Here is a 26,320-nt window from a genome sequence, read left to right as displayed (position 1 = left end):
GCGCTCAGAAGCTGCTTCAGGACGTCGTGCTGCTCCATCAATCAATTTGGGTTAAAGCTTGCGGCACCACTCTCATGCTGCGGTAAGTGCGGCGACCGCTGAATTATCGCCTCAACGTTGTTCGATGGCGCGGTGAAGCGCGCCGGTAATGTGTTGGCGCATGGCGGCGTCGGCGGCGGCAGGGTCGCGTGATTTTATCGCGTCGATGATGTCCAGATGTTCCTTCATCGTGGGAATAATCACGGCATTGTTCAACTGGGTTTGTTCTTGTTTGATCAGCCTGATTTTGATCATGTTGACCCGATAGGCGTCACCGATGATCCGGTTGCCCAAGGCATCAACAATGGCGTGGTGAAACCCCCAGTCGATCGCTTGAGCCCTGGCCACCAGTTCGGGCTGAATGCCCTCATGAGCCGCTGCATTCTCACATTCGGCGATGATGGCGCGGTGTTCCTGATCATGCCGCTCAATGTCAGCATCGCTTGCTCTTTGGGTGAACAAAGCGGTGGCTTCTGTTTCAATAAATATCCTGAACTCAAATGCATCTCGAATAAGATTGAGATCAACATGGGCAATCTGCATGCCGCGCTTGGGCACGGTCTTTATCAAGCCTTCGGCTTCCAGACGGGGGATCAATTCTCGAATGGCGCCCAGCCCCAGTCCGGTCAGCTCCACCAATTCCCGTTGTGAAACGAACTGTCCGGGGCGAAGGGACCGCGCGAGCAAATGTTCCGTGAAGCTTCCATAGGCCTGTTCGCGTAGATTGCCTGGTGCTTTATTGTTCACTTTGAAGCCTTCATCTGGTTAAACATTTATATCGTGTACCAAGAGCCTGATCTTTGACAACAAATCCGTTTTTGGCAACGGACACACGGATTTGCCGATAGTATTTGCGGTGTCCTCATCAATCAATGGTGAGGGCGTCAAATTCACGGATCAACTGTTCGCCGACGTTGGTGGGCAATTCAACCAGCGGTGCTCTTAGGCGCTTAAACGCAGCATCATTTCTGACATGGGCTGTGAGAAGCTTTACGGCGGGGTTGACCGGGTTGGCAACCACAAGATCAACGACCTTGCAGACAATTTCGCCCTGGTCACCGTTATGAATGATCTGGCGCAATCGCGCGGGCATAAAATTGGCTGTGCCGCAGATTGATCCTTGGGCGCCATGGGCCATGGCCTTGGGCAAAAGACGTTCGTCCCCCACAAGAACGGCTAGATCACCGTGGTTTGCCAGATAATCCTGCGTTGCTTCCCAGTTCCCCGAACTGTCCTTTATGCCCACAATGGTGTCAGGAAAGGCTGTCCGAAGTCTTGCAATCAAATCTGACGACAGCGGCACACCTGTTTGGCTGGGAATATGGTACATGATGATGTTTTTGCATTGCGCGCCAATGCGCTGAAACACATCACTAAACCAGTTGAACAATCCATCATCAGTCACCCCTTTCATGAAAAAGGGCGGCGCCATTAAGAGGTGCGTTGCGCCATCACGATAGGCCGATAGCGCTTGATCCGCAGCGCCTGCGGCATCGCTGGACAAAATCCCCACGCAGATCGACGTATCAGGCTCTAGCGCTTCGCGCACTGCTTGCTGAACTTCATGGCGTTCAGACGCACTGATGCCATAGCCTTCGCCCGTTGTGCCAAAAAGCGTTAAGCCATCGCATCCTTCATCAATGAGCGCTTTTGCGTGCTGTGCCGCCCGATCAATGTCGGGCGTGCCGGAAGCCTGAAATGGGGTGATCATGGCCGCATATAGGCCAAAGATATCTCGTTTTGTCATTGTATTCTTTCGTTATTCTTTTGCGCCTTTGTGGCGTGGGTGTCGCTATTGTTGGGTGCCGCACCAATTCACGGTTATGCCCAGTTTTGTGGCCAAACATGCTTTGGCGGTTGCGGCCTCAATGGCGTCGGATTTGGAGTTGGCGTAGGCCACCTGAATGTGGTTCGCTTTGTGGCTTGCCATGAGTTGATCGCGGCCGACACCGTCGAGGACGGCATGCATGATTGGCCATTCAGGGGTGGTTGCCTCACTGCGGCGCTTGGTTTCAGCCGCTGGTAGCGACACCACGCTGCCCACGCCGATGTCCATATGCAGGTCTTCGCCCACAACATAGATGCGGGACCAGATGATTTCTCCGGGCTTTGCAACCCCCTTCATAGTGCCGCCGCCAAGGCGGAAATACATGGGGGGCTGGCGGTAGCTTTCAGTGCCTTGCCAGCCATCAATATGATGCGCTGGCGGCGTGGCGCCGGAAATCTCAAAGACCCAAATAAAGTCATCATGGGTGTTGCTGTGGTCGCGGTCGCCCCATCGGATATCGTGCAGCGTTGTTTCAACGGGCTGCCCCAGCGTGCGGTGTACTAAATTCGTCAAAATGCCATCGACGCCAGCGCACTCGTCCACCTCGTTGAAATGAACGATCGCTTTGCCGGGCCGAATTGGTGTGCCATTCCGGTCGGGCGCATCAGGCCGGTCGTCATTGTTGAGCATGCCTTCCACCAGATCAGAGGCGGGCAGTAGATCTTTCAAGCCTTGTTGATATTGGATGCCGATCGCATCGCAACCAAAGTCGTCTGCAAGGCGACAGGCCGCGATGTACATGCGGCATTGCTCGAGCACTTGCGTCTCGGTCAAATCCGTTTCAGGGGGCGAGCCAAAATGAAATTTCATGCCTTTCTCCTTTAGCCAGGAGAAAACAGACGCGGCTTCTGCCTCTTCGACGCATTGGGTTTCATAATAAAGCGTTGATTGGGAAAGGCGTTCCTTAAACATGCCCATCTTGGCAAGCGGGGCGTCCGGGATAATGGCGTTATACATGCCCATGCATCCCTCATCGAAGACGCCCAAAATGATCTTGTCCTGCAGTATTTTTTTGCTCAACTCATCGGCAATCTGTTGGGATTGTGAGGAGGCATTTTGCGGTTGGAAAGGCTTCACATGGGACAGATCGTGTGAAATCTGCCCGGTTTTTAGCCAGTCCGAGAGCTTGTTTTTGAAGAAATCGTCCTCAAAATTTTCACTCCACAAGGTTGAGTAGGGCACTTCAGCCTTGGTCAAAGAGCCGTTGAGATTGAGCATCCCCACAAGGCCCGGCCATGTGCCTGACCAATTGGCCACGGTCAGGATGGGCCCCTCATGATGCATTAATCCGGGCAAAACGTGGTGGGAATATTGCCACACAGCTTCCGCCACAATGATCGGCGCATTCGGATCAATGTCTTTAAAGGCGTCCATGCCTTCGCGTTGGGATGCAAGAAAACCATGACCCTTGTCCGCTTTAAAAGGGTGCGCGCGCTTCACAGCATATCCGTTTTCTTCCAGCACTTTGGTCAGCGCGGTTTCCATTTCAGCTTGAGCTGCCCAGCAGGTCTGGTTGGCACTCTCGCGCAAATCGCCGCTGGCGAATAAAAGAATTTCGGGTGTGCTCATGGCTTTACTCCTCGGACTCCATCAATGCCTGGTAAGCGGCGTAATCGGATTGCATTTTCAAAAACACTTGATATTTCGCGTCATGGTAGCGGCGTACCGCTGTGCCGCGCGGTGATATTTGGGCGGCGCCGCCGCTCATCATTTTCATGGCTTGCTCTAATGAGTTGAACTGTCCGCCTGCCATTGCGCCCAACATGGCACTCCCCAGCAAAACAGGTTCTTTGGTGTCGGGGACCAAAATCGTACATCCCGTCGCGTCGGCATGTTCGCGCAAATACAGTTTGTTTTGTGCCAGCCCGCCGCTCACCACGATGGTATCGATCCCCACACCCTTATCGTTGAGCTGCTCAATGATCTGGCGGGTGCCATAGGCGAGGGATTGCAGCGTTGCGAGATATTGCCGGGCAAGGCTGGCGAGATCAGTTTGTGGTGTGAGACCAACAATCGCCCCTTTGCGCGTTGGATCGGCCAAAGGGGATCGATTGCCCAAAAAGTCCGGCTGCACATGTAAATCTGACGTCAATAGATGGGTCTGGGCGTCCTCACCGGACAGCGCCTCCAGTTCGGCCTGTAAGATTGTGTAGATATCGGTGCCGTTGGCCGCAGCCTTCTCACGCAACTCAGGTGCCGCCGCATGGCCCGCTATAATGCGGTCAATCAGGGCACCGGCAAAAGACTGGCCGGCCTCATTGACCCAACGTTCTGGTGTCAGGCTGGAAAAATATGGTCCCCACACCCCGGGCACAAATACCGGGTCTGGTGTGGTGACGATATGGCAGGCAGAGGTGCCGGAAATCAGCGCAAGTTTTTCGCCATGACCGGCATCAGTGCCAGTGGTTTCGGTGCCCAGCGTGCCAAGAGCGCCCGCATAAGCATCAATCAAACTTGTGCCGACCGGCGTGCCCGGCTGTAGGCCAAGTTCGGCTGCAGCTTGTTCACTCAGTCCTTCGCCTACGCTTGTGCCTGGCTGAGTAAAGTGCTGTCCAATTCTGCGGGCATTGTCTTCGAGAACCTCATCCAAATCGAGTGCGGCGAAAAAGGATTTGCTCCAGCCTTCTCCCTCGGTACCCTTTGGCGATTCATAGGTCCATTTGCAGGTGGTGCTGCATAGTGACCGCACGAATGTGCCGGTTGCGCGATGCACCAGCCAGTCGGGGAGATCGAAAAAGTGCGCGATGCGGCCAAAGCTTTCCGGCATGTTTTCTTTCAGCCACAAAAGTTTAGGCACTTCCATTTCAGGCGAAATTTTGCCGCCGGTATATTGCAGGATCGGATCGTTTAGCGCCTCAATGCGCTTGGCTTGGGCGGTCGCGCGATGATCCATCCAAACAATGATGTTGCGATCATCCTCCCCGGTCGGGCTGATGGTCACAGGTGCATTGTTTTCATCGACCGCCACCAAAGAACACGTCGCATCGAAACCGATGCCGCAAACTTGCGCCGCGGATATGCCGCCTTCTTCGAGGGCGGCATGCATGGCGTGGCAGATTGCAGCCCAAATGTTGGTTGAGGACTGTTCTGCATAGTCGGGCTGCGGGTGCCACATGGTGATGTTTTTTGACGCTGTGCTTTGCATCTCGCCTGATTCAGAAAAAAGGCCAACGCGTGCACTGCCCGTGCCAACATCGATGCCGGCAAAAAAGCGATTGGTCATGTTTGGTTACCCGTAACTTCAGCTAAATAATCAATCAATTTTGTAAGATTGATGTAACATGTTACCTTGACATCACGCAACTTAATTGTAACAACTTGGGCGAAATCGCGTGGGACATTGCCTTTGCCGCTTTAGAAATTGCGCACCCCGCAAGCTAAGGCGGATCGGCGAAAAGAGCGTGATTGCGATGTCTCAGTCCGGTTTGAAATCGGCTGGGGATATCTCAGTTAACCGAACTCGATCAATGCGATCAGAAGGGTTCAAGGACTTGCCGCGATGAGAAATCGCGGTGAAAATTGTTTGGAGGAGACCTATCAATGATGAAATTTACTCGCCGTGTGGCGTTGGCGTTAACAGCTGCAGCTTTGGTCAGCCCGGCGCTGGCCGCGGATAAAATTACGCTGCGGATGTCCACACCAGCGTCTGACACCGATCAGCGTTCTGTGGCCCTGGAAGAGATTTTTGCGCCCGCAGTTGCAGACTTCGCGACATATGAACCGCACTATAATGGTTCTTTGATCAAGCAGGGCGCGGAGCTCGAATCGATTGCCTCAGGTGACTTGGAAATGTCGATTGCCTCAGCGCAGGAACTCGCGCAGTTCTTCCCTGAGTTTTCTATTTTTGCAACCGGCTATGTGCATCAGGATGCCGAGCATCAGGTGCGTGTGTTCAACGATCCTTTGATGGATCCGTTTAAGGAAAAAGCAGAGGCAGAGCTTGGCGTTAAGCTGCTGACTGTGATGTATCTGGGTCGTCGTCATGTCAATTTGCGTCAGACCAAGGAAGAGCTGACCGTGAATACGCCTGACGATCTTGCTGGCATTAATCTGCGTATGCCGGGCACCGATGCATGGCAGTTCCTGGGCAAGGCATTGGGGGCAAACCCAACACCAATGGCTTTCACCGAAGTATACACAGCTTTGCAGACCGGCTCCGTTGACGGCCAGGACAATCCTTTGCCGACTGTGGTTGATGCCAAGTTCTATGAAGTGACCAATCAAATCGCGTTGACATCGCATCTGGTCGATTTGAACTATGTGGCGCTGTCAAAAGCGGCTTGGGATTCCCTGACACCTGAACAACAGGCGACAATGCAAGAAGCCGCTGATGCAGCAGCGTCAAGTGCACGTGAAAAGCAGTTGCAAAAAGAAGCGGATCTTGTGGCGTTTTTGGAATCTGAAGGTTTGGAAATCTATGAGCCAAATCTAGAAGCGTTCCGGGAGCACGTTCAAGCCCAGTATGTGGGTTCAGAATTTGCCAATTCTTGGCCTGAAGGCGTTCTGGCCGAAATCAACGCGCTTGGAAACTAATCCACTTTCAAAGTGTGGAGAGAGGCGTTTAATGCGCCTCTCTCGATAGTGTCTAATTACAATGCTTATCCACCTGCGTGGATGCATCTGTCCAAGGTAGAGTTTGATGAGGCAAATTTACGCCGCATTTGTGAAGTTCGCCGAAACCGTTGCTGCCCTCATGATGGCTGCGATGTTTTTGACCTTCATACTGCAAATTTTTGTCCGGTATTCGGCCCGTTTGGACTGGCTGGCTGAACTCTTCCCCTTTCTCACCCCATCCAATTTTGGGTGGACGTTGGAATTTTGCCTCTTTCTCTGGGTTTGGTTGGTGTTCTGGGGAAATGCCTTTGTGGTGCGCCAACACGATCATGTCAGGTTTGACATTCTTTTTAACATGGTCAGCCCTGCAATCCGGCGCTGGATCGTCATCCTGTCAAGCACAGTAATTTGCTTGGTCTTGCTGTTTTCGATTGAACCCACCTGGTCCAAATTTGCGATTTTGAGGCTTAAAAAGACGGCAAGCCTGGGCGCTGTTTTCGGCGATTGGGTGCGCATGCGAGACATCTATTCCATTTACATTTTGTTCCTTGCCGTTGTTGCGCTCCGCTATGGTTGGGCAGCGTACAAAGCCATCCGGTTTGGCGCCGAGGATCATGTCGTGTCAGTTCAGGATAGAGCCGAAAAATGACCCTTGAATTCATCCTGTGTATTTCGACGCTTGTTTTGTTTGCGGGCATCGGAACGCCGATTGGTCTGTCTATTCTAATCGCCGTTAGCGTTTATTTGCTGGTGAGCGGCGCCGGTATGGGCGTGGCAGGCAAAGTGTTGATGGACGGCCTTTACCAAGGTTTTGTCCTACTGGCGGTGCCTTTGTTTATTGTCGCCGCCAACATCATGAACGCCGGCTCGATCAGCGACAGGCTTCTGGCCTTTTGCGTGGCGCTTGTCGGTCGCTTCCGCGGCGGCATGGGACATGTGAATATCGTCGCATCGCTCATTTTTTCAGGCATGTCAGGTTCTGCCGTGGCCGATGCGGCGGGTATTGGCAAGATCATCATTCAAATGATGACAAAGAGTGGTCATTACACGCGCGGATATGCGGCGGCGATCACGGCGGCCTCGGCTACCATCGGGCCCATTATTCCGCCTTCCATTCCAATGGTGCTCTATGCCTTGGTGTCCAATACATCCATTGGCTATTTGTTTTTGGGCGGTATTGTGCCTGGCCTCATTATGGGCGGTGTGTTGATGCTGATGAACTGGTATCTGTCTAAAAGGCGCGGATTTGCTTTTGAAGAGCCGACGCCCCTGCGGGAGTTGCCAGCCAAAACCTTTAATGCCTTCCCGGCGTTGCTGATGCCCGCGATCCTGCTCTATGGTATTTATGGCGGCGTGACGACACCCACCGAGGCGGCGGCAGTCGCGGCATTGTACGCTTTGGTGTTGGCCGGGCTCTTCTATCGAACCCTAACATTCAAATCTTTGCTGAATATTCTGGTAGACAGTGCGCGTTCGTCAGCGGCGGTTGGTCTGGTCATCGGTGGCGCCCTCATTTTGAATTATGTCGTCGCCTCCGAGAATATACCGACGCTTTTGGCGCAGCATCTGGTGGGTCTGGATATCGATCCATTGCTGTTTTTGCTGAGCGTCAACCTGCTATTGCTGTTGCTGGGATGTGTGCTCGACGCGACCACGATTATTCTGGTGATCATTCCTTTGTTTATCCCGGCCTGTCGGGAGTTGGGCATCGATCTGGTGCATTTCGGGGTCGTGGCGGTTGTGAACTCGATGATCGGGTTGATCACGCCACCTTATGGGGTGTTGCTGTTCGTCATATCAGCGGTTTCTCGTATCCCGCTGTCCGAGATCATCGCCGAGGTTTGGCCGTTCTTATGTGCGCTGCTCTTCGCGCTGTTGTGCATGGTGCTTTGGCCAGAGCTTGTCTTAACCCTGCCACGTTTGCTCGGCTATGCCGGATAGGCGCTGAAAGGGCGTGTTTTTAATGTATCATTTCGAAATGTAATGGAGCGGATATGAAATTTTTTGTCGACACAGCAGAAGTCGCCGAAATCAAAGAACTCAACGAATCTGGCCTTTTGGATGGTGTCACCACCAACCCAAGCCTGATCGCCAAATCCGGCCGCGATTTTATTGAAGTGGTCAAGGAAATCTGTGACCTGATTGAAGGTCCAGTTTCCGCCGAAGTGGCCGCCACAGACTATGATGGCATGGTGAAAGAGGGCGATTACCTCGCCTCACTGGCCGACAATGTGGTGATCAAACTGCCTTTGACCATGGATGGTTTGAAAGCCTGTCGCTATTTCACCGACAAGGGTGTGAAAACCAATGTGACCCTGTGTTTCTCTGTGAACCAGGCCCTGTTGGCCGCCAAAGCTGGCGCAACCTATGTGTCGCCCTTTATCGGCCGGTTGGACGATATCAATCTCGACGGCATGCAGCTGATCGAAGATATCCGTACAGTCTATGATAATTACGGCTTTGAAACCCAAATTCTGGCGGCATCCATCCGTTCGGCCAACCATGTGAGCGATAGTGCGCTTGCGGGAGCCGACGTGGCGACCATTCCACCTGCAGTAATCCGCAAATTGGCTGAACATCCATTGACCGCAAAAGGCCTTGAAGCCTTCGTCAATGACTGGAAATCGACTGGTCAGTCCATTTTGTAGCTGGTAGCCGCGAGCAAACCGGACCGTGGCTCAACCCAGAACAGTGCGGGTTCGGATCGAAGAGGGATGGTTTTGATCAGGTTGTCCAAACGGAATGCGCTATTCTCTTTTTGGTAGCTGTCGATAAATTATTCGTGAGGGAACCAAGAATCGATAAATGCACTAAGAAAGAGAGGCGTGTATATGGTATATCAGGGGCCGAGGATGAATAAATCTGCCCACGATCGTTCGATTTTGTGATCAGATTTCGACCATTTGTTGAGAAAAGAGATCAAATTCCTAAAAATGAATAGCATGCTTGATATTTTTTGGGAAAAAGTTTGTCCTCACGCAATATACGATTCTTCAAGGAGGACAATCATGAAGAAACTTACGCAAACTGTTTCCGCAAGCCTGATCGGCTTGGCGGCGTCGCTGCAGGGTGGCGTTGCTGAAGAATGGCGGTTTAACAATTTTCTGCCTGAAACGCGGCCTGAAACGGCAGAGCTGGAAAAATTTGTTGCTGATGCCAACGCAGCGATTGAAGGCGATATCGAAATCAAAATGTATAGCGGTGGCTCTTTGGGGTTGCCAAATACTGATGCCTTGCGCTTTTTGCCGCGCGGCGCGGTCGAGATGAGCTTGCTTTGGGCTAACTATCTGGGGCGAGATGCGCCTGCGTTGAGCTCTGTGGTGGTGCAGGGCACGATTGGCTCGATCGAGGAATTTGAAAAAGCAATTCCTGTGGTGCGCGAAATTTATGAAGAAGAGTTTGCTGATTGGGGCGTGACCTCTGTTGGCTATGCCGCCATCCCTATGCTGTCGGTGTCAGTGTTCTGCCGCGACGAGCCGGTGCGGACGCTTGAAGACTTGAAGTCCAAAAAGCTGCGTGTTTGGGCGCGGGATCAGGTTGAAACCTTCACCCGTTTGGGTGTCGCAGCTCAAATCATTCCGCAAGAAGAAATGTATGTGGCGATGAAAACCGGCGTTGTGGATTGTGCGCTTTACCCAGCGCTTTATGCCCACACCGTTTCACTGCAGGAAGTGGCGAACCATGCGTCGTACCTTTATCCCATGGCGTCCGGTCCTTATGTGATTGGTGTGGCTACTGACAAGTGGGAAGCAACCGACGCGCAAACCAAATCTGCCATCACCAGCGCGGCAGAAGATCTTTGGAATCGCACCAACCAGTATGAAGATGATTTTGAGCGTGAGCTTGAAGCCCGCGAAAAATTAGCGGCTGATGGTGTGAACTGGGTCGATGATTTCTCTGACGAAGACCGCGCACTGTTTGTTGCGTCTGTAACAGAAACCTGGGAAATGCTGGCCGAAGAAGCCGGTGGCAAAGCGCCAGCTTATCGCGAACGGGTGTTGGACGCCCTGGGCCGCTAAGTCAGGTTTATGTCAAAATCTGGCAAATCATATATCGCACAAGGGCTGGAAAAACTGGCCCTTGTGTGCTCTTGGGCGGCGGCGCTCAATATGGTGGCGATTGTGGGCATTATCGTAACCAGCGTACTCATGCGCAAACTCCTCAATGCACCCTTGCACATTACTGAGGAAGTTGTCGGGCTGATGCTCACCGTGTCCCTGTTTTTGGGTGTGCCTGCCGTCACACTCAATGCCAAGCATGTCAAAGTTTCGCTCATTGTCGACCAACTGAAGGGCCGCACGCGAGCAATCATTCTGAAAACGGCCATCCTCATCGGAATTATCTTTTTTGCCTGGTTGATTTGGGAAGCCGTGCCGTGGCTCGAATTTGCGTTTAAACGCAATTTGAAGACTGAAACCAGCCGCATTCTGCTCTATCCCTGGATGTCCGTGATGTTCTTTTCACTGGTGTTGACCCTGCTGGTTTATATCGCGCGTTTGTTTGGCCAGTTGGATCCTGACCCTGATGGGCATACAGCCCTTGCTGACCCGGATAAGGACGAGGTGTCTTAATGCTGTTTTGGGCGACATTGATTGGTGGATTGATGACCACCGCCGGCACCAGCGTGGCTTTGGGAGCGGCTCTTGGTCTCACCGGGTTGGTGATCCTACATTTCTTTTCCAATGGTGCAACATCGCTGGCGGTGGATGCCATATGGAATGTCTTCAATTCTTTTACGCTTAGCGCGGTGCCCATGTTTATTCTGTTGGGCGAAATTTTATTGCGCAGCGGCATCAGCCAAAAGGCATATTCAGCTTTTTCACCCGTTTTTCGAAAAGTCCCGGGCGGGCTGTTGCACACCAATATTGCCGTTTGCACTTTGTTTGGCGCGGTCAGTGGCTCCAGCCTCTCCACCGCGGCTGCCATTGGCTCAGTCGCTTATCCTGAGATGACCCGCCGCGGTTATGACAAAGACACGATTGTCGGCAGCTTGGCTGGCGGCGGCACATTGGGCCTGTTGATCCCACCAAGCCTGTCTTTCCTGATTTTTGGCGCGCTCACTGAAACCTCCATCGGGCGGCTTTTTGCGGCGGGCATTGTTCCTGGCTTGCTGGTTGGACTGATGTTCATGGCCTATTTGTTTTTTAGGTGCGTGCGCAATCCATCTCTTGCCCCAACGGACACGGAAAAAACGCCCTTCTTAGAAATACTTGCCGGCTTTAAACATATATGGCCATTGCTTGCGCTGATCATTGCTGTGATCGGAAGCATTGTGGGGGGATGGGCCACTCCAACCGAAGCTGCCGGGGTAGGGGTGGTTCTGGCGGCGATCATTTCTGCGATCTGGGGCGATCTTACATTTGCCAAATTGCTGGAGGCGATCAAACAATCCGTGTTGTTGTTTTCCGCCATCGGCTTTCTGGTCTTGGGCGCGACCATTTTGGCGCAGTCGGTAAGCATTCTGGGGATTCCTCAACAAATTCTGATCACCGTCGCTGATAGTGGCTTGGGCACTTACAATGTGCTCTTGATCGTGGTGTTGATCTATTTGATTTTAGGCTGCTTTTTTGATGGCCTGTCGCTGATGATCATGACTTTGCCAGTGGTGTTCCCTTTGCTTACTGGGCTAGGGTTTGACCCCATCTGGGTGGGGGTGATCATTACCATTGTGATTGAAATCGGACAGGTAACACCACCGGTTGGGTTGAACCTGTCGGTCCTGACGGCGCTTACAAATAATCAAGTGAGTTTGGGGCGCGTGGCGATCGCTACTGTCCCCTATTGGCTGATCCATTTGTTCGCGATCTTTATGCTCACTCTGTTCCCCGCATTGGCGCTCTTTTTGCCGAATTTGCTGTTTTAACCAAGAGATCAATAGCTATGAAGCTCAAACTCAAAACTTTTGGCCCGGTTTACGTGTTTCATGACGGAACCGAGAAGATGACATTTGCCTTTGCCGACCCGGCGCAAAAAACTGAATATCCGCCATTCAACACCCCGGTCGATACAATGATCGCATCCCTTGGGTCTTGTATAGTGAAATCAATGGCATGGAGCGCGGCGCAGCACAAAGCAGAGCTGCATGATTTCCATGTTGTCGTAACCGCTGTCAAAGCGGCGGATTTACCTTCTCGCGTTGGAAAAATCTCGCTCGAAATTGTCGGCAAATTTGTTGATGATGAGGCGCTGGCGCCAGAGATCATCAAACAAGCAAAGTCAGTTTGTACCGTCAGCAACAGTCTGAATTGCGAAGTCGAGATTACAACCTCATAAACGCAGCTTCGCCTTTACCTAGTGATCATTTGAGGTAGAACACCATGTCTGCGATTGACGTGCCAATTGATGAGACGATCAGTTTTGAGATGTTGGATCGCGATCCAGCATCTGTATATCAACGCTTGCGGCGCGAATGCCCGGTTGTGCACGTCAAGGCAATTAACCGGATTTTGCTGACCAAAGCAGACCATGTTTATCAGGCCAAAACCGATATGGTGCATTTTGGCTCGGAAGACGATCAAACCCCGATGCAACGGGCATTTGGTGGGCATACGCTGATGCGCAAAGATGGTGCGGCACACCTGACGGAGCGCAGTGCCATGGTTGAGACGTTTAAAGTCAATCATTGGGTGTGCGATTGGAAGGCCCGCTTTGAACAGTTTACAGACGAAGCGCTGGGCAAATTGCCAGCTTCGGGTGATGTTGAATTGCGCGATCAGTTCGCGGCGCCATTGGTGGCCCGAATACTGAATGATCTTTTGGGCATCGCGCCAGAGAGTGACGCCCAGCTATTTGACTGGGCAAAATCACTGATCACCGGCGCGATGAATGCCAGTTTTGACGAGAAAGTTTTTGCCACTAGCGATAAGGCGAACGCTGAGATGGATGCCTGTTTTGATGGGATGATCGAGCGCCACCGCGCCCAACCTAATCCGTCTGTCCTCAGCGTTATGGCCAACGCTGCTGATCCGCTGCCTCTTAGCCAGATCAGAACCAATATGAAAATATGCATTGGTGGTGCTGCGATTGAAATGCGCGATGCGCTGCTCACCGTTTTGCATGGGCTTTTGCAACATCCGGATCAATTGGCTGCGTGCCAGCATGGGGGCCGTTGGGACCTGGCCTGCGAGGAAGGATTGCGATGGGTGGCTCCCATCCAGGCCAGCCCACGTATTGTGAAAAAAGAGATTGTGCTGGATGGCGTTCGTCTGCCCGCTGGGGAAACCATTATGGCCGTTCAGGCCTCGGCCAATTATGACGAGGATTATTGGCAAAGGCCTGAACAGTTCAATATTCATCGGCCCTTTGCGGCGCATCAGAGCTTTGGCGCGGGGCCACATCGCTGCATGGGTGAAAACATTTATCGTCGCATCATGGCGGGAATTGTCTTGCCGAAATTTTTTGCGCGTTTTCCGCATGCTAAATCTGCTTCGGACATCAATGTAGAATTTCGCGGGTTTGCCTTTAGGGGACCAACAAGTTTACCGGTTTCGCTTAGCTGAGCGCGCTTACCTCAGTCGGTATTGATCAATTTGTGTTTTTGCGTTCGTCTGTAATGCTGTTTTGGTGTGCGGGCGTTTGATCACATCATTGAATAATGCCAGTATGAATGTTCATTGCAGGGGAGGATCCACATGACCATCAGAGCCATCGCTTTTGATGCCTACGGAACGCTGTTCGATGTTTATTCTGTTGGTGCCTTGGCAGAAGAATTATTTCCAGGCAAAGGGGCGCAATTGGCGACGATCTGGCGTGACAAACAAATCGAATATACCCGGTTACGCACGCTGTGTGACAAATATCAAGATTTTTGGCAGGTCACCGAAGATGCGTTGGATTTTGCCTGTGCGGCGCTAAAGGAAGAGTTGAATGCCGAGGCGCGCGATCGTTTGATGGGGCAATATGCGGAGCTTTCTGCGTTTCCGGAGAATGCTGTTCAATTGCAACGCTTGAAAGAAGCGGGTCTAACGTTAGCAATTCTGTCCAATGGCACACCTTGGATGCTCGAACAAGCTGTGAAAGCCTCTGGGCTTACCGGCTTTTTTGATCATGTCCTCAGCGTGGATCAGGTGCGACGGTTCAAGACCGCGCCTGAAGCATATCAATTGGGCCCAGACACATTTCAATGTGAGGCCAAGGACATTTTATTCGTGTCTTCAAACTGTTGGGACATTTGTGGTGCCACCTGGTTTGGGTTTCGCACCATATGGCTTAACCGATATAGTTTGCCGATGGACCGCCTCGGGGTTGAACCGCATCGTATCGGGTCTTCGTTGGAAGATGTCGCTGATTATGCGCTGGAGTTGAGCGCCTAACGGTTGATTGTTCCACTGGGGATGCAACAAATGTGGGCGACCACCCAATTGGTTGACCCAATCTTCATTGTGCTTTTATAGTGGCGCCGATTGTTGGCTTGATGGCGTCATGCTGACACTATGTTTCATTCCGTCCTGGACGCCCGGACATGTGCCCCGTGCCTTGCGCATAGGGAACCATAGAGGGTGATATTATGACCAATTCAAATTCAGCAACCCAAACTCACGCCGCTGGCGATATCAACATCGGCATGGCGTTTATGATTGTGGCAATGCTTTTGCTGCCCGTAGGCGATACGTTGGCGAAAATCCTGACCGGCGTTATGCATCCGGTGGAGGTGGCCATGTGGCGCTTTGTGTCGCAGACAGTGTGGTTTGTGCCGGTGGCCTTTTTCATGCGGCGCTATCTGCGTGGTCCATTGTTTTCGCCGGTCGTGGCGCTCTCCGGTGCGCTGATGGTGATGTGCGTGATTTCGTTGATCACGGCCTTTAAGGTGATGCCAATTGCAACGGCGATTGCGATCTTTTTCGTGGAGCCATTGGTGCTGACGCTTTTGGCCGGGCTGATCTTGCGGGAAAAAATCGGGCCTCGCCGCTACATCGCCATTGCTGTGGGACTGGTTGGCGCGATGCTGGTGATCCGCCCTAGCTTTGCCCAGTTTGGCTGGCCAGCTCTATTGCCGTTGATCGCCGCGGTGACTTATGCGTTGAACATGATTGTGTTGCGGCATGCGAGCAAGCAAAGGTCTGCCCTGACCGTGCAGTTTGGCGCCACCATTTATGCCGCGATCGGTTTAACCGTGCTGGCTGTCGGTTTAAGTTTTGCTGGCGGGATCAGTTTGGCCGGGCCAATGGCCGGGGGTTGGGCCTGGCAGGTGATTGTGGCGGGTGGTGCGCTTTCTGCAGTGACCTTTGTGTTGATTGCAGAAGCCTTTCGCCGGGCGGAAGCGGGCGTGTTGGCGCCATTCCAATATTTGGAGATTTTGGGCGCAACGGCTGCTGGCTATCTGGTGTTTGGCGATTTTCCGGATTGGCTTACCTGGGTCGGGATTGCGATCATCCTCGCATCTGGGATCTATGTGTTCCACCGTGAGCGGCAAGTGGGGCGTTATCGGCCGGACGAGCCTGAGATTGAAAGTGAGAGTGCGCGCTAAAGCGGCGCTTTTCATTGCCTGTAACAACAAAAAGGGCGACCCGTCGGGTCGCCCTTTTTAAATTCAATGTTCATGTTCGGCTTAGCCTGGGCTCATGCCCCGTAGCCGCTCGGACCGACGACGCAGCAGCTCAACGGTGGTGAGCAACAGGATCGAGATGGTCACCAGAATAGTGGCCGCGGCCAGAATGGTTGGTGAGATTTGCTCGCGCAGGCCGGTGAACATTTGCCACGGTAGCGTTTGCTGACGGGCAGAGCCAACAAACAGCACCACCACCACTTCGTCGAATGAGGTGATGAAGGCGAACAGGCCGCCAGAAATCACGCCGGGCAAAATCAATGGCATTTGAATGCGGAAGAAGGTGGTGACCGGATCAGCCCCCATATTGGCGGCAGCGCGGGTCAGTGACCGGTCAAAGCCGACCAAGGTTGCGGTGACCGTGATGATCACAAACGGAATGCCCAGCACGGCGTGTGCGAGGATCACCTTCACATAGCCAACAAAGGCCTGATTGAGGCCGAGATTGGCCTGCAGCCAGTTGCCCAGAGGAGCATAGAAGAAGAACATGCCTGTGGCTGAGATGATCAGCGGCACAATCATAGGTGAGATCAAAATCGCCATAATCGCCTGACGCCCCGGCACGTGAGATTGGCTAAGGCCAATGGCGGCCAATGTGCCCAAGCTCACCGAAATAATGGTGGCGATGGGGGCGATGATCAGTGAGTTCTTCAACGGCACCATCCACTCGTCAGAGCCGAGGAAGTCCGCATAGTGCTTGAGGCTATAGCCTTCGGCTTTAAAGGCGAGCATTTCAGGGGTGAAGGTGAAGAAGTCTTCCGCATTAAAGCTGAGCCAGGCCACTGGAAACAGTGGCGCGATCAGGAAAAAGAAGACAAAGGCACAGATAAACAGGAATGTGTTGTGCCATAGCACCTGGCCTGCTGTGTAGTAGCTGGGCACACTGGCGCGATATTTTCCGGAGCTGATCCAGGTTGTGAACCAGCCCATGGATACACCGACGACTGTGCCGCCAACCAGGCCACCAACACCACCCGCGATTAGGCCAGCTATGGCGAACACGGCAGCGGTGCCCCAAATTTTCTTCCAACGGTCCATGCCGGTAATTCGGTCCAGACCCGCGGCCAAGGCGGCGCCAATGATGGCGCCGAGGACGAGGCCGATGGCTGGGGAGCCAAAGATATTGCCGGTAATGAAGCCGAAGATGGCCCCCAACACTGCGACCACCGGCATGGTGAATCTGTACAGATCGGGTTTTGGAACGCTTGGGTTTAATACGCTCATTTGATTAGCCTCCCAACTTCACATTATCGATGCCCACGATCTTATCGTAAGCCCAGTACAAGACCAGCACGACCACCAGAAGGATCGAGCCAAGAGCCGCCGCAAGACCCCAGTTCAATGAGCTGGAGATATGGTAGGCAATCCGGTTGGAAATAAAGATACCGTCGGTACCCCCCACAATTTCAGGGGTGATGTAGTAACCGATGGCCAAGATGAACACCAGGATAGACCCGGCACCAATGCCCGGCACAGATTGGGGGAAGTAAACGCGCCAGAACGCGGTCCAGTTGGTGGCCCCGAGTGATTTAGCCGCGCGCAAATAGCTTGGCGGGATGGTTTTCATCACCGAATAGAGCGGCAATATCATAAAGGGCAAAAGAATGTGGGTCATGGCAATGATGGTGCCAGTGGCGTTGTTCATCAGGATCAACCTGTTGGCGTCATCCACAAAGCCGAGCCAGACCAATATGTCATTGATCACCCCCTGTTGTTGCAACAGCACTTTCCAGGCCGATGTGCGCACCAGCAAGGAGGTCCAGAACGGCAAGAGCACCAGAATCATCAAGGTGTTGGCCGTACGCATGGGCAGGTTGGCCAGCAGCCAGGCCACCGGGTAGCCAAGCACGATACAGCTGCCGGTAATCACCAGCGCCATCCACAAGGTGCGCATGAACAATTGCATATAGATTTGCTGGTTCTCAGGCTTGGCCTGCACGCCTTCCGGGGTTAATTCCAAATCCACAGCGTTCAGGAAGTAACCTGGGGTGTAGTCAGCTGAGAAAACTTGCACCGTGGCCCAAAGGTCAGTTGTGACCCAATCTTCCTTGGCTTCAGCAAAGGCAGCCTTGAAATCGACTTTTGGCAGTTTATCAAAGTTGGCAACCGCGTCCTTCAGCGCCTCAGCGCCTGGTCCGCCATAGCTTGCGATGTTCGCGCGCGTTTCTTCGCTTTGCAGGTCATATGCGAGGCCGGCATAAACGGCTTCCCACGGATCTTCTTCGGCTACCACATCCTCTTCTTCAACCACTGTCCAAATGGCGAAATCGGTATAAGCCCGGGTGGTCCATGGCAGCATGTCGGCCATTTGTGATGAAGGCACAAAACCGATATCCCCGGCCATGCTGTCACCGGTTAGGCGCGCCCATAGGGTGCGACGGCTTTCCAGCAGCTCTTCGCCGCCTTCGCCAGACAGCATTTCATACCAGAAGGCACCGTTTTTGAAATTCTCATTAATGTCTTCAAGCGGGTCTTGGAAGACTTCGCCCATATCGTCGAGGCGACGGCCAGTTGTGCGGAACACAGATGAGAGGCCGGTTTTTTCATAGTTCAGCCGAGTGCCGAGCCTTGAATGCTCTTTGGCCTCTGCGGCTTTAAAAAGGTCAAAATAGAGGTGCCGGAAGACTTCTTCGTCAGGCAACTCTGATTGTGCGCTATCCCATTCCTGCAGCGCCACTACAGTGTGCGGCAGGGTGTTGGAAACGATCTGGTTTTCCACCGACCGAAACAGCATGGACAAAATCGGGATGATAAAGGTGACCATCACGAACAGCAGCAATGGTGCGATCAGCGCCAAGGCTCTTAGTTTTTGACGCCGCAATGCCCGCGCCAAACTCTGCTTTAGCGGTCGGCCGTCCGCCGCTATCATTGGTTCTTGTGTTGTATCACTCATTACGCCCCCCGGTTTTTACGCCCCATTTATCGGTCTATTGTTTGGATATTATCCGGTGAAAAAGGGGGACGATTGTCCCCCTTCTCCAAAGAGATTATTGAGCCAACCAAGCTTGGAATTTGGCGTCAATATCGTCGCGGTAGTCAGCCCAGAACTCATAGTTGTACAAGAATGTGTTCTTGGCATTGTTTGGATCGGTAGGCATATGTGGTGCCATGTCGATGCCCAACTCAGCGTGCTTACCAACAAGCGGTGCTGAAGATTCACGTGCAGGACCATATGAAATGTATTTCGCTTGGTCTGCCAGACGCTGGGTGTCTGTTGCGAACTTCACGAAGTCTTTCACACGTGCCAAACGCTCTTCAGGCAGATCCGCTGGGATAATCCAACCATCAAGGTCAAATACCTGCGCGTCCCACAACATGCCGATTGGCTGGTCTTGCTCAACGATTGCTGAGAACAAACGGCCGTTATATGTTGAGCCCATGAACACTTCGCCATCGGCCAAAAGCTGAGGCGTATCAGCGCCAGCTGACCACCAGATCACTTCGTCACGGATGGTGTCGAGTTTCGCCAATGCGCGCTCTTGACCTTCTTCAGTGGCCAAAACGTCATAAACGTCTTCTTTGGCTACGCCGTCACACAGCAACGCCCATTCCATGGTGTTGATTGGGCGCTTCTCGAGAGAGCGCTTACCAGGATATGTTTCCAGATCGAACAGGGCACAAATGTCGCTTGGTGCAGCTGTACCTTCAGGCACCAAGTCTGTGCGGTAGCCTACTGTTGTTGAGTAAACGATTTGCGGAATGAAGCAATCGCTCACAATCAGATCGCCAAAGTCGTCGCTGGCTGGTGTGCCATCAGGTGCTGCAGCGAGCAACTCATCATGGTCCACTTCCATGGCCAAGCCTTCGTCACACAAGCGCAACGCATCAGCGGCCACAACGTCCACAAGGTCCCATGTGATGTTGCCAGCTTCGTTCATGGCACGTAGTTTGGCCACAGCTTCAGCTGAACTTTCATCCCATGTGACAGAAACCCCTGGATTCATTTCCATATATGGTTCGGCATAAGCTTTGATTTGGCTATCTTGATATGCGCCACCCCAGCTTACGATAGTCATGTTCGAAGCCATATGGTCATCCGCCAATGCTGCACCGCTCAACGACGCAATCGCCGTTGCCGCAGCAATGGGTTTCATGAGTTTCGAAATGAGTTTCATTGAAATCTCCCTTTTATGTACCCGGTCCTTTAAGAGCGAGCTGACATCCGGGCTTTGCCAGCTCTATTTGTGCCTGACCTTGGCCTTATGCGTCTAAGGCGCGGCAGTCTTCTGCCATCCAGCCGATCTTGATCTTCTGGCCGGGCTTCAGACGAACCTGGTCGGGCGCGTTCCGTGTTTTGATGACGAAGTCCTCATTGCCCGCCACGCGCAAACGTGTGCGGAAAATGTCGCCCATATAGATGAACTCCAGCACTTCCGCGCTGAGGGTGTGGGCATCTGGGTCCAGACGGTCGGTATTATATTCAACCCGTTCTGGCCGGATGGACACGCGGGTGCGTTCCCCCACCTTGCTCACATTCACTGGGACAGCGTCGAGCACTTCACCATCATCAAGTTTGACAACGCATTTGTTGCCCTTGATCTGTTCCACCACACCTTCCAAGGTGTTGTTCTCGCCAATAAATTGGGCCACAAAGCTGTTTTCCGGCGATTCATAGAGCTGGTCCGGAGAGGCCAGTTGCTGAATGCGGCCATCATCAAACACCGCCACCCGGTCAGACATGGTCAAGGCCTCTGTTTGGTCGTGGGTCACGTAAACGGTGGTGATGCCCAAGCGGTGGGCGAGGTGGGTAATCTCAAATTGCATTTTTTCGCGCAGCTGCTTGTCGAGCGCGCCGAGCGGCTCGTCCATCAGCACCAGTTCTGGTTCAAACACCAGTGCCCGCGCCAAGGCGATCCGCTGTTGCTGCCCGCCGGAAAGCTGGGCTGGCCGACGGCCGCCAAAATCGCCCATTTCCACCATGTCGAGGGCGCGTTTCACTTTTTCTTCGCGCTCGGCCTTGCTCATCTTGCGCACTTCCAGCGGGAAGGCGAGGTTTTCGGCAATGGTCATGTGCGGGAACAGGGCATAGTTTTGAAACACCATGCCGATGCCGCGTTTGTGCGGGGGAATGCCATTAATGGATTTGCCGCCCAGGCGAATATCACCATGGGTGGCGGTCTCAAAACCGGCCAGCATCATCAGGCATGTGGTTTTGCCTGAGCCTGATGGCCCCAACATGGTCAGAAATTCGCCTTTCGGCATGGTGAGGTTCAGGTCTTTTACAACCAGTGTTTCCCCGTCATAACTTTTTTGTACACGTTCGAACTCAACGAACGCGTCGTTGGATGAATCAGCTGCCAATTTGTTTCCCCCTCATATGTCCAAGCGATTTTGATGTTGTTGTTTTGCCAAATTCTTCGCGGGTTGGTTTTGGCCCGGTGCGCCATGCGCCTCAGCAAACAATTTGTTTGCGGCCCCAGCCACACCTTTGTGGCTTGCGCCAGCTGCGCCCGAGTGCGACAGAGCGTTTTGGAGAGTCAGCCCGACCATCTTTGCAGCGATTTTATCAGGCTGTGCTGCCATTATGCGGCCTCTTTTGGTTTCAGCGACCAAAATGCAAAGGCCGTGCGCTTGGTGGCCGGCAAAGCGCGACCAATTTGCACATTCATCTGCATTGCATGGCGGTAAAAGCCCAAATCCGGCACGTGCTTGAGCGCTTTTGTCCGCTCGGCACAAAAATCTGCCAGCATGCCCCACACCGGCCGATGGGCGGCCAATGGCATTTGGGCAGTGGTTAAGGCTTGTTTGTTTAAGATTGTGACCGGTTTGTTGACCGAGTCCGCCGCCTGCCGGTACACGCTGGTGTACCAATTCGCGCGGATATTTCGAAACTGTTTTGCGAACGTTTGTTTCATAATCAATGGTTTAATGAAATATACTGAAACAGTGTCATATGCAAGTGCCGCCGCCCTAACACTGTGTTTCAACACCGGTTTTTCGGCTGTTTTAAATCAATCGGTCAAAATAATTTCGCAAACGTTTTGGAAAATGCTCAAGCAAAACAAACGCTTATGCGAAATGTGCAAAAATACTACCTAGAATTGGGTATAAGCGAAATTTATCAAGCACATATATATGGGCATTTGAATTTTTCAAAACGGCGCGGGGACCGAATGTGCTGATTAAATCCGGCGTTCAAATTATTTTTCGCGGTTTGATCAACTTGAGGCGTTATGGTCGACGCATGGCGACATTGGCCGCCAGAGCGTGCGCCTAAAGAAAAAAGGCAGGGAGCTATTTGAGCAGATCACCACCACCGCCGAGGGCACGCGCAGCAAAAGCGAAGTGCTTGGGCTGGGGGATCATGAATTTGTGCCCTGGCAGGTGGGCGCGGTGATGTGCGGGGGGATTAAACTCTCGCGGATGGCGGTGAAGAAAACCCAGCCAGACGACGCCACCCGCACCAAACTGCGCGACGATTATGCCAACAGCGCTGACAGTTTGACCTTGGCGTCACAGGTAGTGGCGACGAACTTTCAGACTGTCGCGGCGGCTAATGATTATTGGCGGTGAGGGACGGAGCGCTCCTAACAAATAGGGCTTTATTGTACGCGATTAACGAGATAGCCTCTATTGATACTTGGAGGATGATATGCTTCGTTTTTTTGCTGCAGTTGCTGCAATAATCGCATTGCAAGGGCTAATGGTTTCATGTTCGCATCTGGGCACAACGCGGATTGGCTTTGTTACATCGCCCCTTTTGAAGTCGTTTCAAGAGGCAGAATATCTAAGACATGCCAAACAGTTTTCGACTGATTTTTATATTGAGGAGCATTTTCCAGTTGGTAGCGGCTTTCAAAACCTTGAAGCTGCGTTGTTGGAGAATGGATTTGATGGCGGACTCTATTTAAAAGAATTCAATTATCGCCAGTTATTTGGAAAGCATATTGAGGCAAAACAAGGGGAAGAGCTTTTCAGATTTTACCGCAATGCGCCTTGGTTTGATGGTTTCCTCTGGAATGATAGTTTGCATATTTATGTCGCGGTGTTAAACGGCAAGATTACGTTCTCTCGTACATTTATAAAGCGTCATTCCTATATTCCTTAGGCTGGCGGGTCACGCATGGCGGTTCCTTTCAGAGCGCTGGTGGCAAATTTGGGGGCTTTTGTGGTAGGCAATAGTCATTGGAGAAAAGGGGAGTCCGCTGCCTACATACGTGTTAAACTGAGCAGTGGCATACTCAAACATCAATACTGTTGCGGCTTGTCCCGGCTTACTTTAACCTCCTCCTTAGAAAGCAATCGTGTTGAGGATAAATGCAAAAATGACTGAGGCAATGCCTATCACGCCGGAGATTGTGACATGGGCGCGGGAGCGGGCAGGCTACTCAATTGAGTCATTGACTAGTGATTTTCGCCGAATTGCTGCTTGGGAAGCTGGCGATGCGCTTCCCAGTTATCCTCAACTAGAAAAAATGGCCGAGAAGTTTAAAGTGCCAGTCGCGGTCTTTTTTTTTCCTGAACCGCCAGATGTTCCTCGCATAGAGGAAACATTTAGGACTCTTGGTCCTCATCAAATAGCTGAGATACCGCCTCGAATCCGGTTGTTGCTCCGTAAAGCCAAGTCGTTTCAAATGAGTTTGGAAGAGCTGCATAGTGGAAGAAATCCTGCTGAGCGCTTGATTACTCGTGACCTTGCGTTTCGACCAACGCAGCCGATTGAAAACATTGCGGTTGCAGTGCGCGAGTACTTAGGTGTCACTATCGAGCAGCAGTTTGAATGGCGAAATGTTGAAACAGCGCTAGATAACTGGCGTAAGGCACTTCTTGAGGTTGGTATCAATGTGTTCAAGGATCAATTTCGTGCGGCTGATTTTTCCGGTTTTTGCCTCTATGATGAAGAGTTCCCGATAATCTACGTCAACAATACTACGGCGAAGTCACGCCAGATTTTTACTCTCTTTCACGAGCTTGCACATCTACTATTCCACACAAGTGGTATTGATTCTAGAGACGATGGTTTTATTGAACAACTGAGAGGCGACAATCAGCGAATTGAAGTTATCTGCAACAATTTTGCAGCTTACTTTTTAGTGCCAGAAGAGAACTTTGATGCAGCTCTTACTGGTCTGCCCCCCACTGAGGCGACAGCATCTGAATTGGCTCAACTATTTAGCGTCAGTCGGGAGTGCATTTTCAGAAAGCTTTTAGATAAAGGCTTAGTCACACGAGTTGAATATGAGACTGCTGCTGATAGATGGGCGAAACAGGGTCATCGCGGCTCTGGCGGCGACTATTACCGCACTAAAATTTCCTACTTAGGGCCAGAATATATAAATTTTGCTTTCGGCAAATATTATCAAAATCACATAAACTATGATGAGCTTGCCGATATCCTGGATACTAAACCAAAAAATTTAGACCGTTTAGAAGAATATTTATCAAGGAGAGCTCCTTGAGCTATGTTTTCGATACAAATGCATTTGGCCACCTCTTTGGCAGCTATTATCGTAACCGCTTCCCAACTTTGTGGGAGCAGTTTGATGTTTTGGTAGAGAGCGGTGATATTACATCGACCCGTGAAGTAGCTCGCGAAATAGATGCAAGCCCTGTCGAAAGCTTAAGATATTGGGCGGTTGAGCAAAACGATATATTTCCCACTCCCGATGCAGCGGAAGCACAATTTGTCGGGGAAATTTTTAGAAATCCGCATTTCTTGCAAATAATCGAACGGAAAAAATTGCAAAAAGGTGGGCTGAACGCGGATCCTTTTATTATTGCACGTGCCTATGTTGTCGGCTCTCCGGTTGTAACTCTGGAGAGGGAGCCTCCAAATGGGGCAAAAATTCCAAATATTTGTCGTCACTTTGGAATTCCATTTATGTCTTTGGAAGGGTTCATGGAAGAAGAAGGCTGGGTGTTTTGAGAAAATAGCTACAGATTTTGCGTCTCTCGCTCACCAACATACTTTTGTTGGCCATCAGTTGACTCCACCCCATTTCAGGGGCGGTGTCATGAATTTAAGTATTGTGTTTTCACTAAACCCCAGCCGCAGCACTCAACCCCTTATCCAACGCCCCAATCATCAGTTTCACATCTTCCGGGCCGATCACCAGTGGGGGTGACAAGATAATATTGTTGCCGGAGACGCGGATGGTTACGCCTGCCTCATAGGCCGCGTCGAAGGCGGCGGCGACGGCTGGTTTTGAGGCGGGGGTTTTGGTGGGGCGGTCGTTCACCAGTTCGATGGCGGCCATCAGGCCGATGCCGCGTGTGTCGCCGACAATTTGGTGTTTTTCTTTCAATTGCGCGAGGCCGTTTTGCAGCTCTATGCCGCGGGCTTTTGCGTTTTCCCACACTTTGGCTTTTTTGATTTCGGCTAAGGTGGCGAGGGCGGCGGCGCAGCCGACCGGGTGGGCCGAATAGGTGTAGCCATGGCCGATATTGCCCACCGCGTCTTTATTGCTCTCGAAGGCTTCGACCACTTTTTCGCCCATCATGGCCGCGCCGAAGGGGAAGTATGAATTGGTGATGGCTTTGGCGGTGCACATCATATCTGGTGCCACGCCCCAGAGGCGCGAGCCGTGCACATCGCCTGTGCGGCCAAAGGCGGTGATCACTTCATCGGCGATCAGCAAAATGCCGTGCTTGTCGCACACCTCGCGCACCATGGGCATAAAGTTTTTGTGCGGCACGATCACCCCGCCAGCGCCCAGCACTGGCTCCATAATCATGGCGGCGATGGTATCTGCGCCTTGGAAGGCGATTTCATCTTCCAGCATAGCGATACAGCGATTGGCGATTTCTTCTGCATTGTCGGTGCCGAAGGGATTTCTGTAGGTCCAGGGGGCGGCAATTTGGAAGCAGCCGGCCAGCATCGGCTCATAATTGCGACGGAAATTGGCGTTGCCATTGACGGACGCGCCGCCAAAATGGGTGCCGTGATAGCCCTTTTTGAGGCTGATGAATTTGGTGCGTTCGCCTTCGCCGCGCACCTTATGATATTGCCGCGCCAGGCGCAGGCAGGTTTCAACGGAATCGGAGCCGCCGGAGGTGAAAAAAGCGCGGGTCATGCCTTCTGGCTTGAACCAGTCGTTCAGCTCAAAGGAGAGCTCCACCGCTTTATCATTGGTGGTGCCGCGGAAGGCGGAATAATAGGGCAGCTCGTTCATCTGTTCGGTGATGGCCTGTTTGATGCTGTCCACCGAATAGCCCAGATTGGCGTTCCACAGGCCGCCCACCGCGTCGAGCGTGGTGTGGCCATCAATGTCGGTGATTTCCACGCCCTTGGCAGCGCGGATCATTTTGGGCGGATTGTTTCGCATATCGGCCGGGTGGGCCATGGGGTGCCACATATGTTTGGCGTTGTTTTCTTTCAAAAAGTTGGAGTCGAGCATCTAGGCCTCCTGGTCGAA

25 protein-coding genes are annotated in these 26,320 nt (G+C 52.4%); 15 read left to right on the top strand and 10 right to left on the bottom strand.

The window, feature by feature from the left end:
* Positions 1-111: 111 nt before the first annotated feature.
* The 4 genes from L1I42_RS12615 to L1I42_RS12600 all read right to left on the bottom strand — a co-directional run bounded on the left by L1I42_RS12615 (position 112) and on the right by L1I42_RS12600 (position 5,090).
* Positions 112-786 carry a GntR family transcriptional regulator gene (locus L1I42_RS12615; protein WP_236114971.1) on the bottom strand — a complete coding sequence of 225 codons (675 nt, stop codon included), beginning with the start codon at positions 784-786 and terminating at the stop codon, positions 112-114.
* A 118-nt stretch (positions 787-904) separates the two neighbouring features.
* Positions 905-1,786, bottom strand: coding sequence for a dihydrodipicolinate synthase family protein (locus tag L1I42_RS12610; RefSeq protein WP_236114969.1), 882 nt, complete (start codon positions 1,784-1,786; stop codon positions 905-907).
* Positions 1,787-1,831: 45 nt separating this feature from the next.
* Positions 1,832-3,436, bottom strand: coding sequence for a fucose isomerase (locus L1I42_RS12605; protein WP_236114968.1), 1,605 nt, complete (start codon positions 3,434-3,436; stop codon positions 1,832-1,834).
* Positions 3,437-3,440: 4 nt separating this feature from the next.
* Entirely contained in the window at positions 3,441-5,090 is a 1,650-nt protein-coding gene (locus L1I42_RS12600; protein WP_236114966.1) for an FGGY-family carbohydrate kinase, read from the bottom strand.
* A 317-nt stretch (positions 5,091-5,407) separates the two neighbouring features.
* Between L1I42_RS12600 and dctP (L1I42_RS12595) the strand changes: the two genes are divergently transcribed.
* The 11 genes from dctP (L1I42_RS12595) to L1I42_RS12545 all read left to right on the top strand — a co-directional run bounded on the left by dctP (L1I42_RS12595) (position 5,408) and on the right by L1I42_RS12545 (position 15,887).
* Positions 5,408-6,400 carry a TRAP transporter substrate-binding protein DctP gene (gene dctP / locus L1I42_RS12595; protein ID WP_236114965.1) on the top strand — a complete coding sequence of 331 codons (993 nt, stop codon included), beginning with the start codon at positions 5,408-5,410 and terminating at the stop codon, positions 6,398-6,400.
* 106 nt (positions 6,401-6,506) lie between these two features.
* A complete protein-coding gene (locus L1I42_RS12590) occupies positions 6,507-7,070 on the top strand; it encodes a TRAP transporter small permease (RefSeq protein ID WP_236114963.1) in 564 nt (187 codons plus the stop codon).
* Positions 7,067-8,362 carry a TRAP transporter large permease gene (locus L1I42_RS12585; protein WP_236114962.1) on the top strand — a complete coding sequence of 432 codons (1,296 nt, stop codon included), beginning with the start codon at positions 7,067-7,069 and terminating at the stop codon, positions 8,360-8,362. Before L1I42_RS12590 ends, L1I42_RS12585 begins: the two co-directional genes overlap by 4 nt.
* 53 nt (positions 8,363-8,415) lie before the next feature.
* Complete coding sequence (fsa, locus tag L1I42_RS12580) at positions 8,416-9,069, top strand: fructose-6-phosphate aldolase (protein ID WP_236114960.1); 654 nt, start codon at positions 8,416-8,418, stop codon at positions 9,067-9,069.
* Positions 9,070-9,429: 360 nt separating this feature from the next.
* Positions 9,430-10,440, top strand: a complete 1,011-nt coding sequence (gene dctP, locus L1I42_RS12575; protein WP_236114958.1) for a TRAP transporter substrate-binding protein DctP — start codon at positions 9,430-9,432, stop codon at positions 10,438-10,440.
* A 9-nt stretch (positions 10,441-10,449) separates the two neighbouring features.
* Positions 10,450-10,992, top strand: a complete 543-nt coding sequence (locus L1I42_RS12570; RefSeq protein ID WP_236114956.1) for a TRAP transporter small permease — start codon at positions 10,450-10,452, stop codon at positions 10,990-10,992.
* Entirely contained in the window at positions 10,992-12,284 is a 1,293-nt protein-coding gene (locus L1I42_RS12565; protein ID WP_236114954.1) for a TRAP transporter large permease, read from the top strand. Before L1I42_RS12570 ends, L1I42_RS12565 begins: the two co-directional genes overlap by 1 nt.
* Before the next feature lie 17 nt (positions 12,285-12,301).
* The gene (locus tag L1I42_RS12560; RefSeq protein ID WP_236114952.1) at positions 12,302-12,694 is read left to right on the top strand and encodes an OsmC family protein; all 393 of its coding nucleotides are present in this window, start codon (positions 12,302-12,304) and stop codon (positions 12,692-12,694) included.
* A 44-nt stretch (positions 12,695-12,738) separates the two neighbouring features.
* Positions 12,739-13,920: a cytochrome P450 gene (locus tag L1I42_RS12555; RefSeq protein WP_236114950.1), complete on the top strand. Its 1,182-nt coding sequence runs from the start codon at positions 12,739-12,741 to the stop codon at positions 13,918-13,920.
* 132 nt (positions 13,921-14,052) lie between these two features.
* On the top strand, positions 14,053-14,733 hold the full coding sequence (locus L1I42_RS12550) for a haloacid dehalogenase type II (RefSeq protein WP_236114949.1): 681 nt from the start codon (positions 14,053-14,055) through the stop codon (positions 14,731-14,733).
* 194 nt (positions 14,734-14,927) lie between these two features.
* A complete protein-coding gene (locus L1I42_RS12545; protein ID WP_236114948.1) occupies positions 14,928-15,887 on the top strand; it encodes a DMT family transporter in 960 nt (319 codons plus the stop codon).
* 81 nt (positions 15,888-15,968) lie between these two features.
* Here L1I42_RS12545 and L1I42_RS12540 read toward each other — a convergent pair whose 3' ends face one another.
* The 5 genes from L1I42_RS12540 to L1I42_RS12520 form a co-directional block, all read right to left on the bottom strand.
* Positions 15,969-16,895 (bottom strand): ABC transporter permease, encoded by a 927-nt coding sequence (locus L1I42_RS12540; protein ID WP_236115068.1) that lies wholly within the window; start codon positions 16,893-16,895, stop codon positions 15,969-15,971.
* A 298-nt stretch (positions 16,896-17,193) separates the two neighbouring features.
* Positions 17,194-18,858 (bottom strand): ABC transporter permease, encoded by a 1,665-nt coding sequence (locus L1I42_RS12535; RefSeq protein ID WP_236114946.1) that lies wholly within the window; start codon positions 18,856-18,858, stop codon positions 17,194-17,196.
* Between the two features lie 94 nt (positions 18,859-18,952).
* The gene (locus tag L1I42_RS12530; protein ID WP_236114944.1) at positions 18,953-20,080 is read right to left on the bottom strand and encodes an extracellular solute-binding protein; all 1,128 of its coding nucleotides are present in this window, start codon (positions 20,078-20,080) and stop codon (positions 18,953-18,955) included.
* Between the two features lie 85 nt (positions 20,081-20,165).
* On the bottom strand, positions 20,166-21,266 hold the full coding sequence (locus tag L1I42_RS12525) for an ABC transporter ATP-binding protein (protein WP_236114942.1): 1,101 nt from the start codon (positions 21,264-21,266) through the stop codon (positions 20,166-20,168).
* Positions 21,267-21,487: 221 nt separating this feature from the next.
* Positions 21,488-21,820 carry a hypothetical protein gene (locus tag L1I42_RS12520; protein ID WP_236114940.1) on the bottom strand — a complete coding sequence of 111 codons (333 nt, stop codon included), beginning with the start codon at positions 21,818-21,820 and terminating at the stop codon, positions 21,488-21,490.
* Positions 21,821-22,172: 352 nt separating this feature from the next.
* Here L1I42_RS12520 and L1I42_RS16395 point away from each other — a divergent pair, with 352 nt between their 5' ends.
* From L1I42_RS16395 to L1I42_RS12500, 4 genes are all read left to right on the top strand, one after another.
* The gene (locus L1I42_RS16395) at positions 22,173-22,478 is read left to right on the top strand and encodes a hexameric tyrosine-coordinated heme protein (RefSeq protein WP_236114938.1); all 306 of its coding nucleotides are present in this window, start codon (positions 22,173-22,175) and stop codon (positions 22,476-22,478) included.
* A 79-nt stretch (positions 22,479-22,557) separates the two neighbouring features.
* Positions 22,558-23,013 carry a hypothetical protein gene (locus L1I42_RS12510; RefSeq protein WP_236114936.1) on the top strand — a complete coding sequence of 152 codons (456 nt, stop codon included), beginning with the start codon at positions 22,558-22,560 and terminating at the stop codon, positions 23,011-23,013.
* A 217-nt stretch (positions 23,014-23,230) separates the two neighbouring features.
* Positions 23,231-24,364: an XRE family transcriptional regulator gene (locus L1I42_RS12505; protein WP_236114935.1), complete on the top strand. Its 1,134-nt coding sequence runs from the start codon at positions 23,231-23,233 to the stop codon at positions 24,362-24,364.
* Entirely contained in the window at positions 24,361-24,831 is a 471-nt protein-coding gene (locus L1I42_RS12500) for a PIN domain-containing protein (protein ID WP_236114933.1), read from the top strand. The genes L1I42_RS12505 and L1I42_RS12500 overlap by 4 nt, the downstream gene beginning before the upstream one ends.
* 112 nt (positions 24,832-24,943) lie before the next feature.
* Here L1I42_RS12500 and L1I42_RS12495 read toward each other — a convergent pair whose 3' ends face one another.
* On the bottom strand, positions 24,944-26,302 hold the full coding sequence (locus L1I42_RS12495; RefSeq protein WP_236114932.1) for an aminotransferase class III-fold pyridoxal phosphate-dependent enzyme: 1,359 nt from the start codon (positions 26,300-26,302) through the stop codon (positions 24,944-24,946).
* Between the last annotated feature and the right edge of the window lie 18 nt (positions 26,303-26,320).

It is taken from the genome of Maritalea mediterranea (assembly GCF_021568695.1).
GTDB lineage: Bacteria > Pseudomonadota > Alphaproteobacteria > Rhizobiales > Devosiaceae > Maritalea > Maritalea mediterranea.
This window is presented reverse-complemented; position numbering and strand designations above follow the sequence as displayed.

Bases quoted from the DNA above. Each gene is read 5' to 3' on its own strand.
- L1I42_RS12610 (WP_236114969.1), bottom strand. From the start codon at position 1,786: ATGACAAAACGAGATATCTTTGGCCTATATGCGGCCATGATCACCCCA.
- L1I42_RS12605 (WP_236114968.1), bottom strand. From the start codon at position 3,436: ATGAGCACACCCGAAATTCTTTTATTCGCCAGCGGCGATTTGCGCGAG.
- L1I42_RS12600 (WP_236114966.1), bottom strand. From the start codon at position 5,090: ATGACCAATCGCTTTTTTGCCGGCATCGATGTTGGCACGGGCAGTGCA.
- dctP (WP_236114965.1), top strand. From the start codon at position 5,408: ATGATGAAATTTACTCGCCGTGTGGCGTTGGCGTTAACAGCTGCAGCT.
- L1I42_RS12590 (WP_236114963.1), top strand. From the start codon at position 6,507: ATGAGGCAAATTTACGCCGCATTTGTGAAGTTCGCCGAAACCGTTGCT.
- L1I42_RS12585 (WP_236114962.1), top strand. From the start codon at position 7,067: ATGACCCTTGAATTCATCCTGTGTATTTCGACGCTTGTTTTGTTTGCG.
- fsa (WP_236114960.1), top strand. From the start codon at position 8,416: ATGAAATTTTTTGTCGACACAGCAGAAGTCGCCGAAATCAAAGAACTC.
- dctP (WP_236114958.1), top strand. From the start codon at position 9,430: ATGAAGAAACTTACGCAAACTGTTTCCGCAAGCCTGATCGGCTTGGCG.
- L1I42_RS12570 (WP_236114956.1), top strand. From the start codon at position 10,450: ATGTCAAAATCTGGCAAATCATATATCGCACAAGGGCTGGAAAAACTG.
- L1I42_RS12565 (WP_236114954.1), top strand. From the start codon at position 10,992: ATGCTGTTTTGGGCGACATTGATTGGTGGATTGATGACCACCGCCGGC.
- L1I42_RS12560 (WP_236114952.1), top strand. From the start codon at position 12,302: ATGAAGCTCAAACTCAAAACTTTTGGCCCGGTTTACGTGTTTCATGAC.
- L1I42_RS12555 (WP_236114950.1), top strand. From the start codon at position 12,739: ATGTCTGCGATTGACGTGCCAATTGATGAGACGATCAGTTTTGAGATG.
- L1I42_RS12550 (WP_236114949.1), top strand. From the start codon at position 14,053: ATGACCATCAGAGCCATCGCTTTTGATGCCTACGGAACGCTGTTCGAT.
- L1I42_RS12545 (WP_236114948.1), top strand. From the start codon at position 14,928: ATGACCAATTCAAATTCAGCAACCCAAACTCACGCCGCTGGCGATATC.
- L1I42_RS12540 (WP_236115068.1), bottom strand. From the start codon at position 16,895: ATGGGCTGGTTCACAACCTGGATCAGCTCCGGAAAATATCGCGCCAGT.
- L1I42_RS12535 (WP_236114946.1), bottom strand. From the start codon at position 18,858: ATGAGTGATACAACACAAGAACCAATGATAGCGGCGGACGGCCGACCG.
- L1I42_RS12530 (WP_236114944.1), bottom strand. From the start codon at position 20,080: ATGAAACTCATTTCGAAACTCATGAAACCCATTGCTGCGGCAACGGCG.
- L1I42_RS12520 (WP_236114940.1), bottom strand. From the start codon at position 21,820: ATGAAACAAACGTTCGCAAAACAGTTTCGAAATATCCGCGCGAATTGG.
- L1I42_RS12510 (WP_236114936.1), top strand. From the start codon at position 22,558: ATGCTTCGTTTTTTTGCTGCAGTTGCTGCAATAATCGCATTGCAAGGG.
- L1I42_RS12505 (WP_236114935.1), top strand. From the start codon at position 23,231: ATGACTGAGGCAATGCCTATCACGCCGGAGATTGTGACATGGGCGCGG.
- L1I42_RS12495 (WP_236114932.1), bottom strand. From the start codon at position 26,302: ATGCTCGACTCCAACTTTTTGAAAGAAAACAACGCCAAACATATGTGG.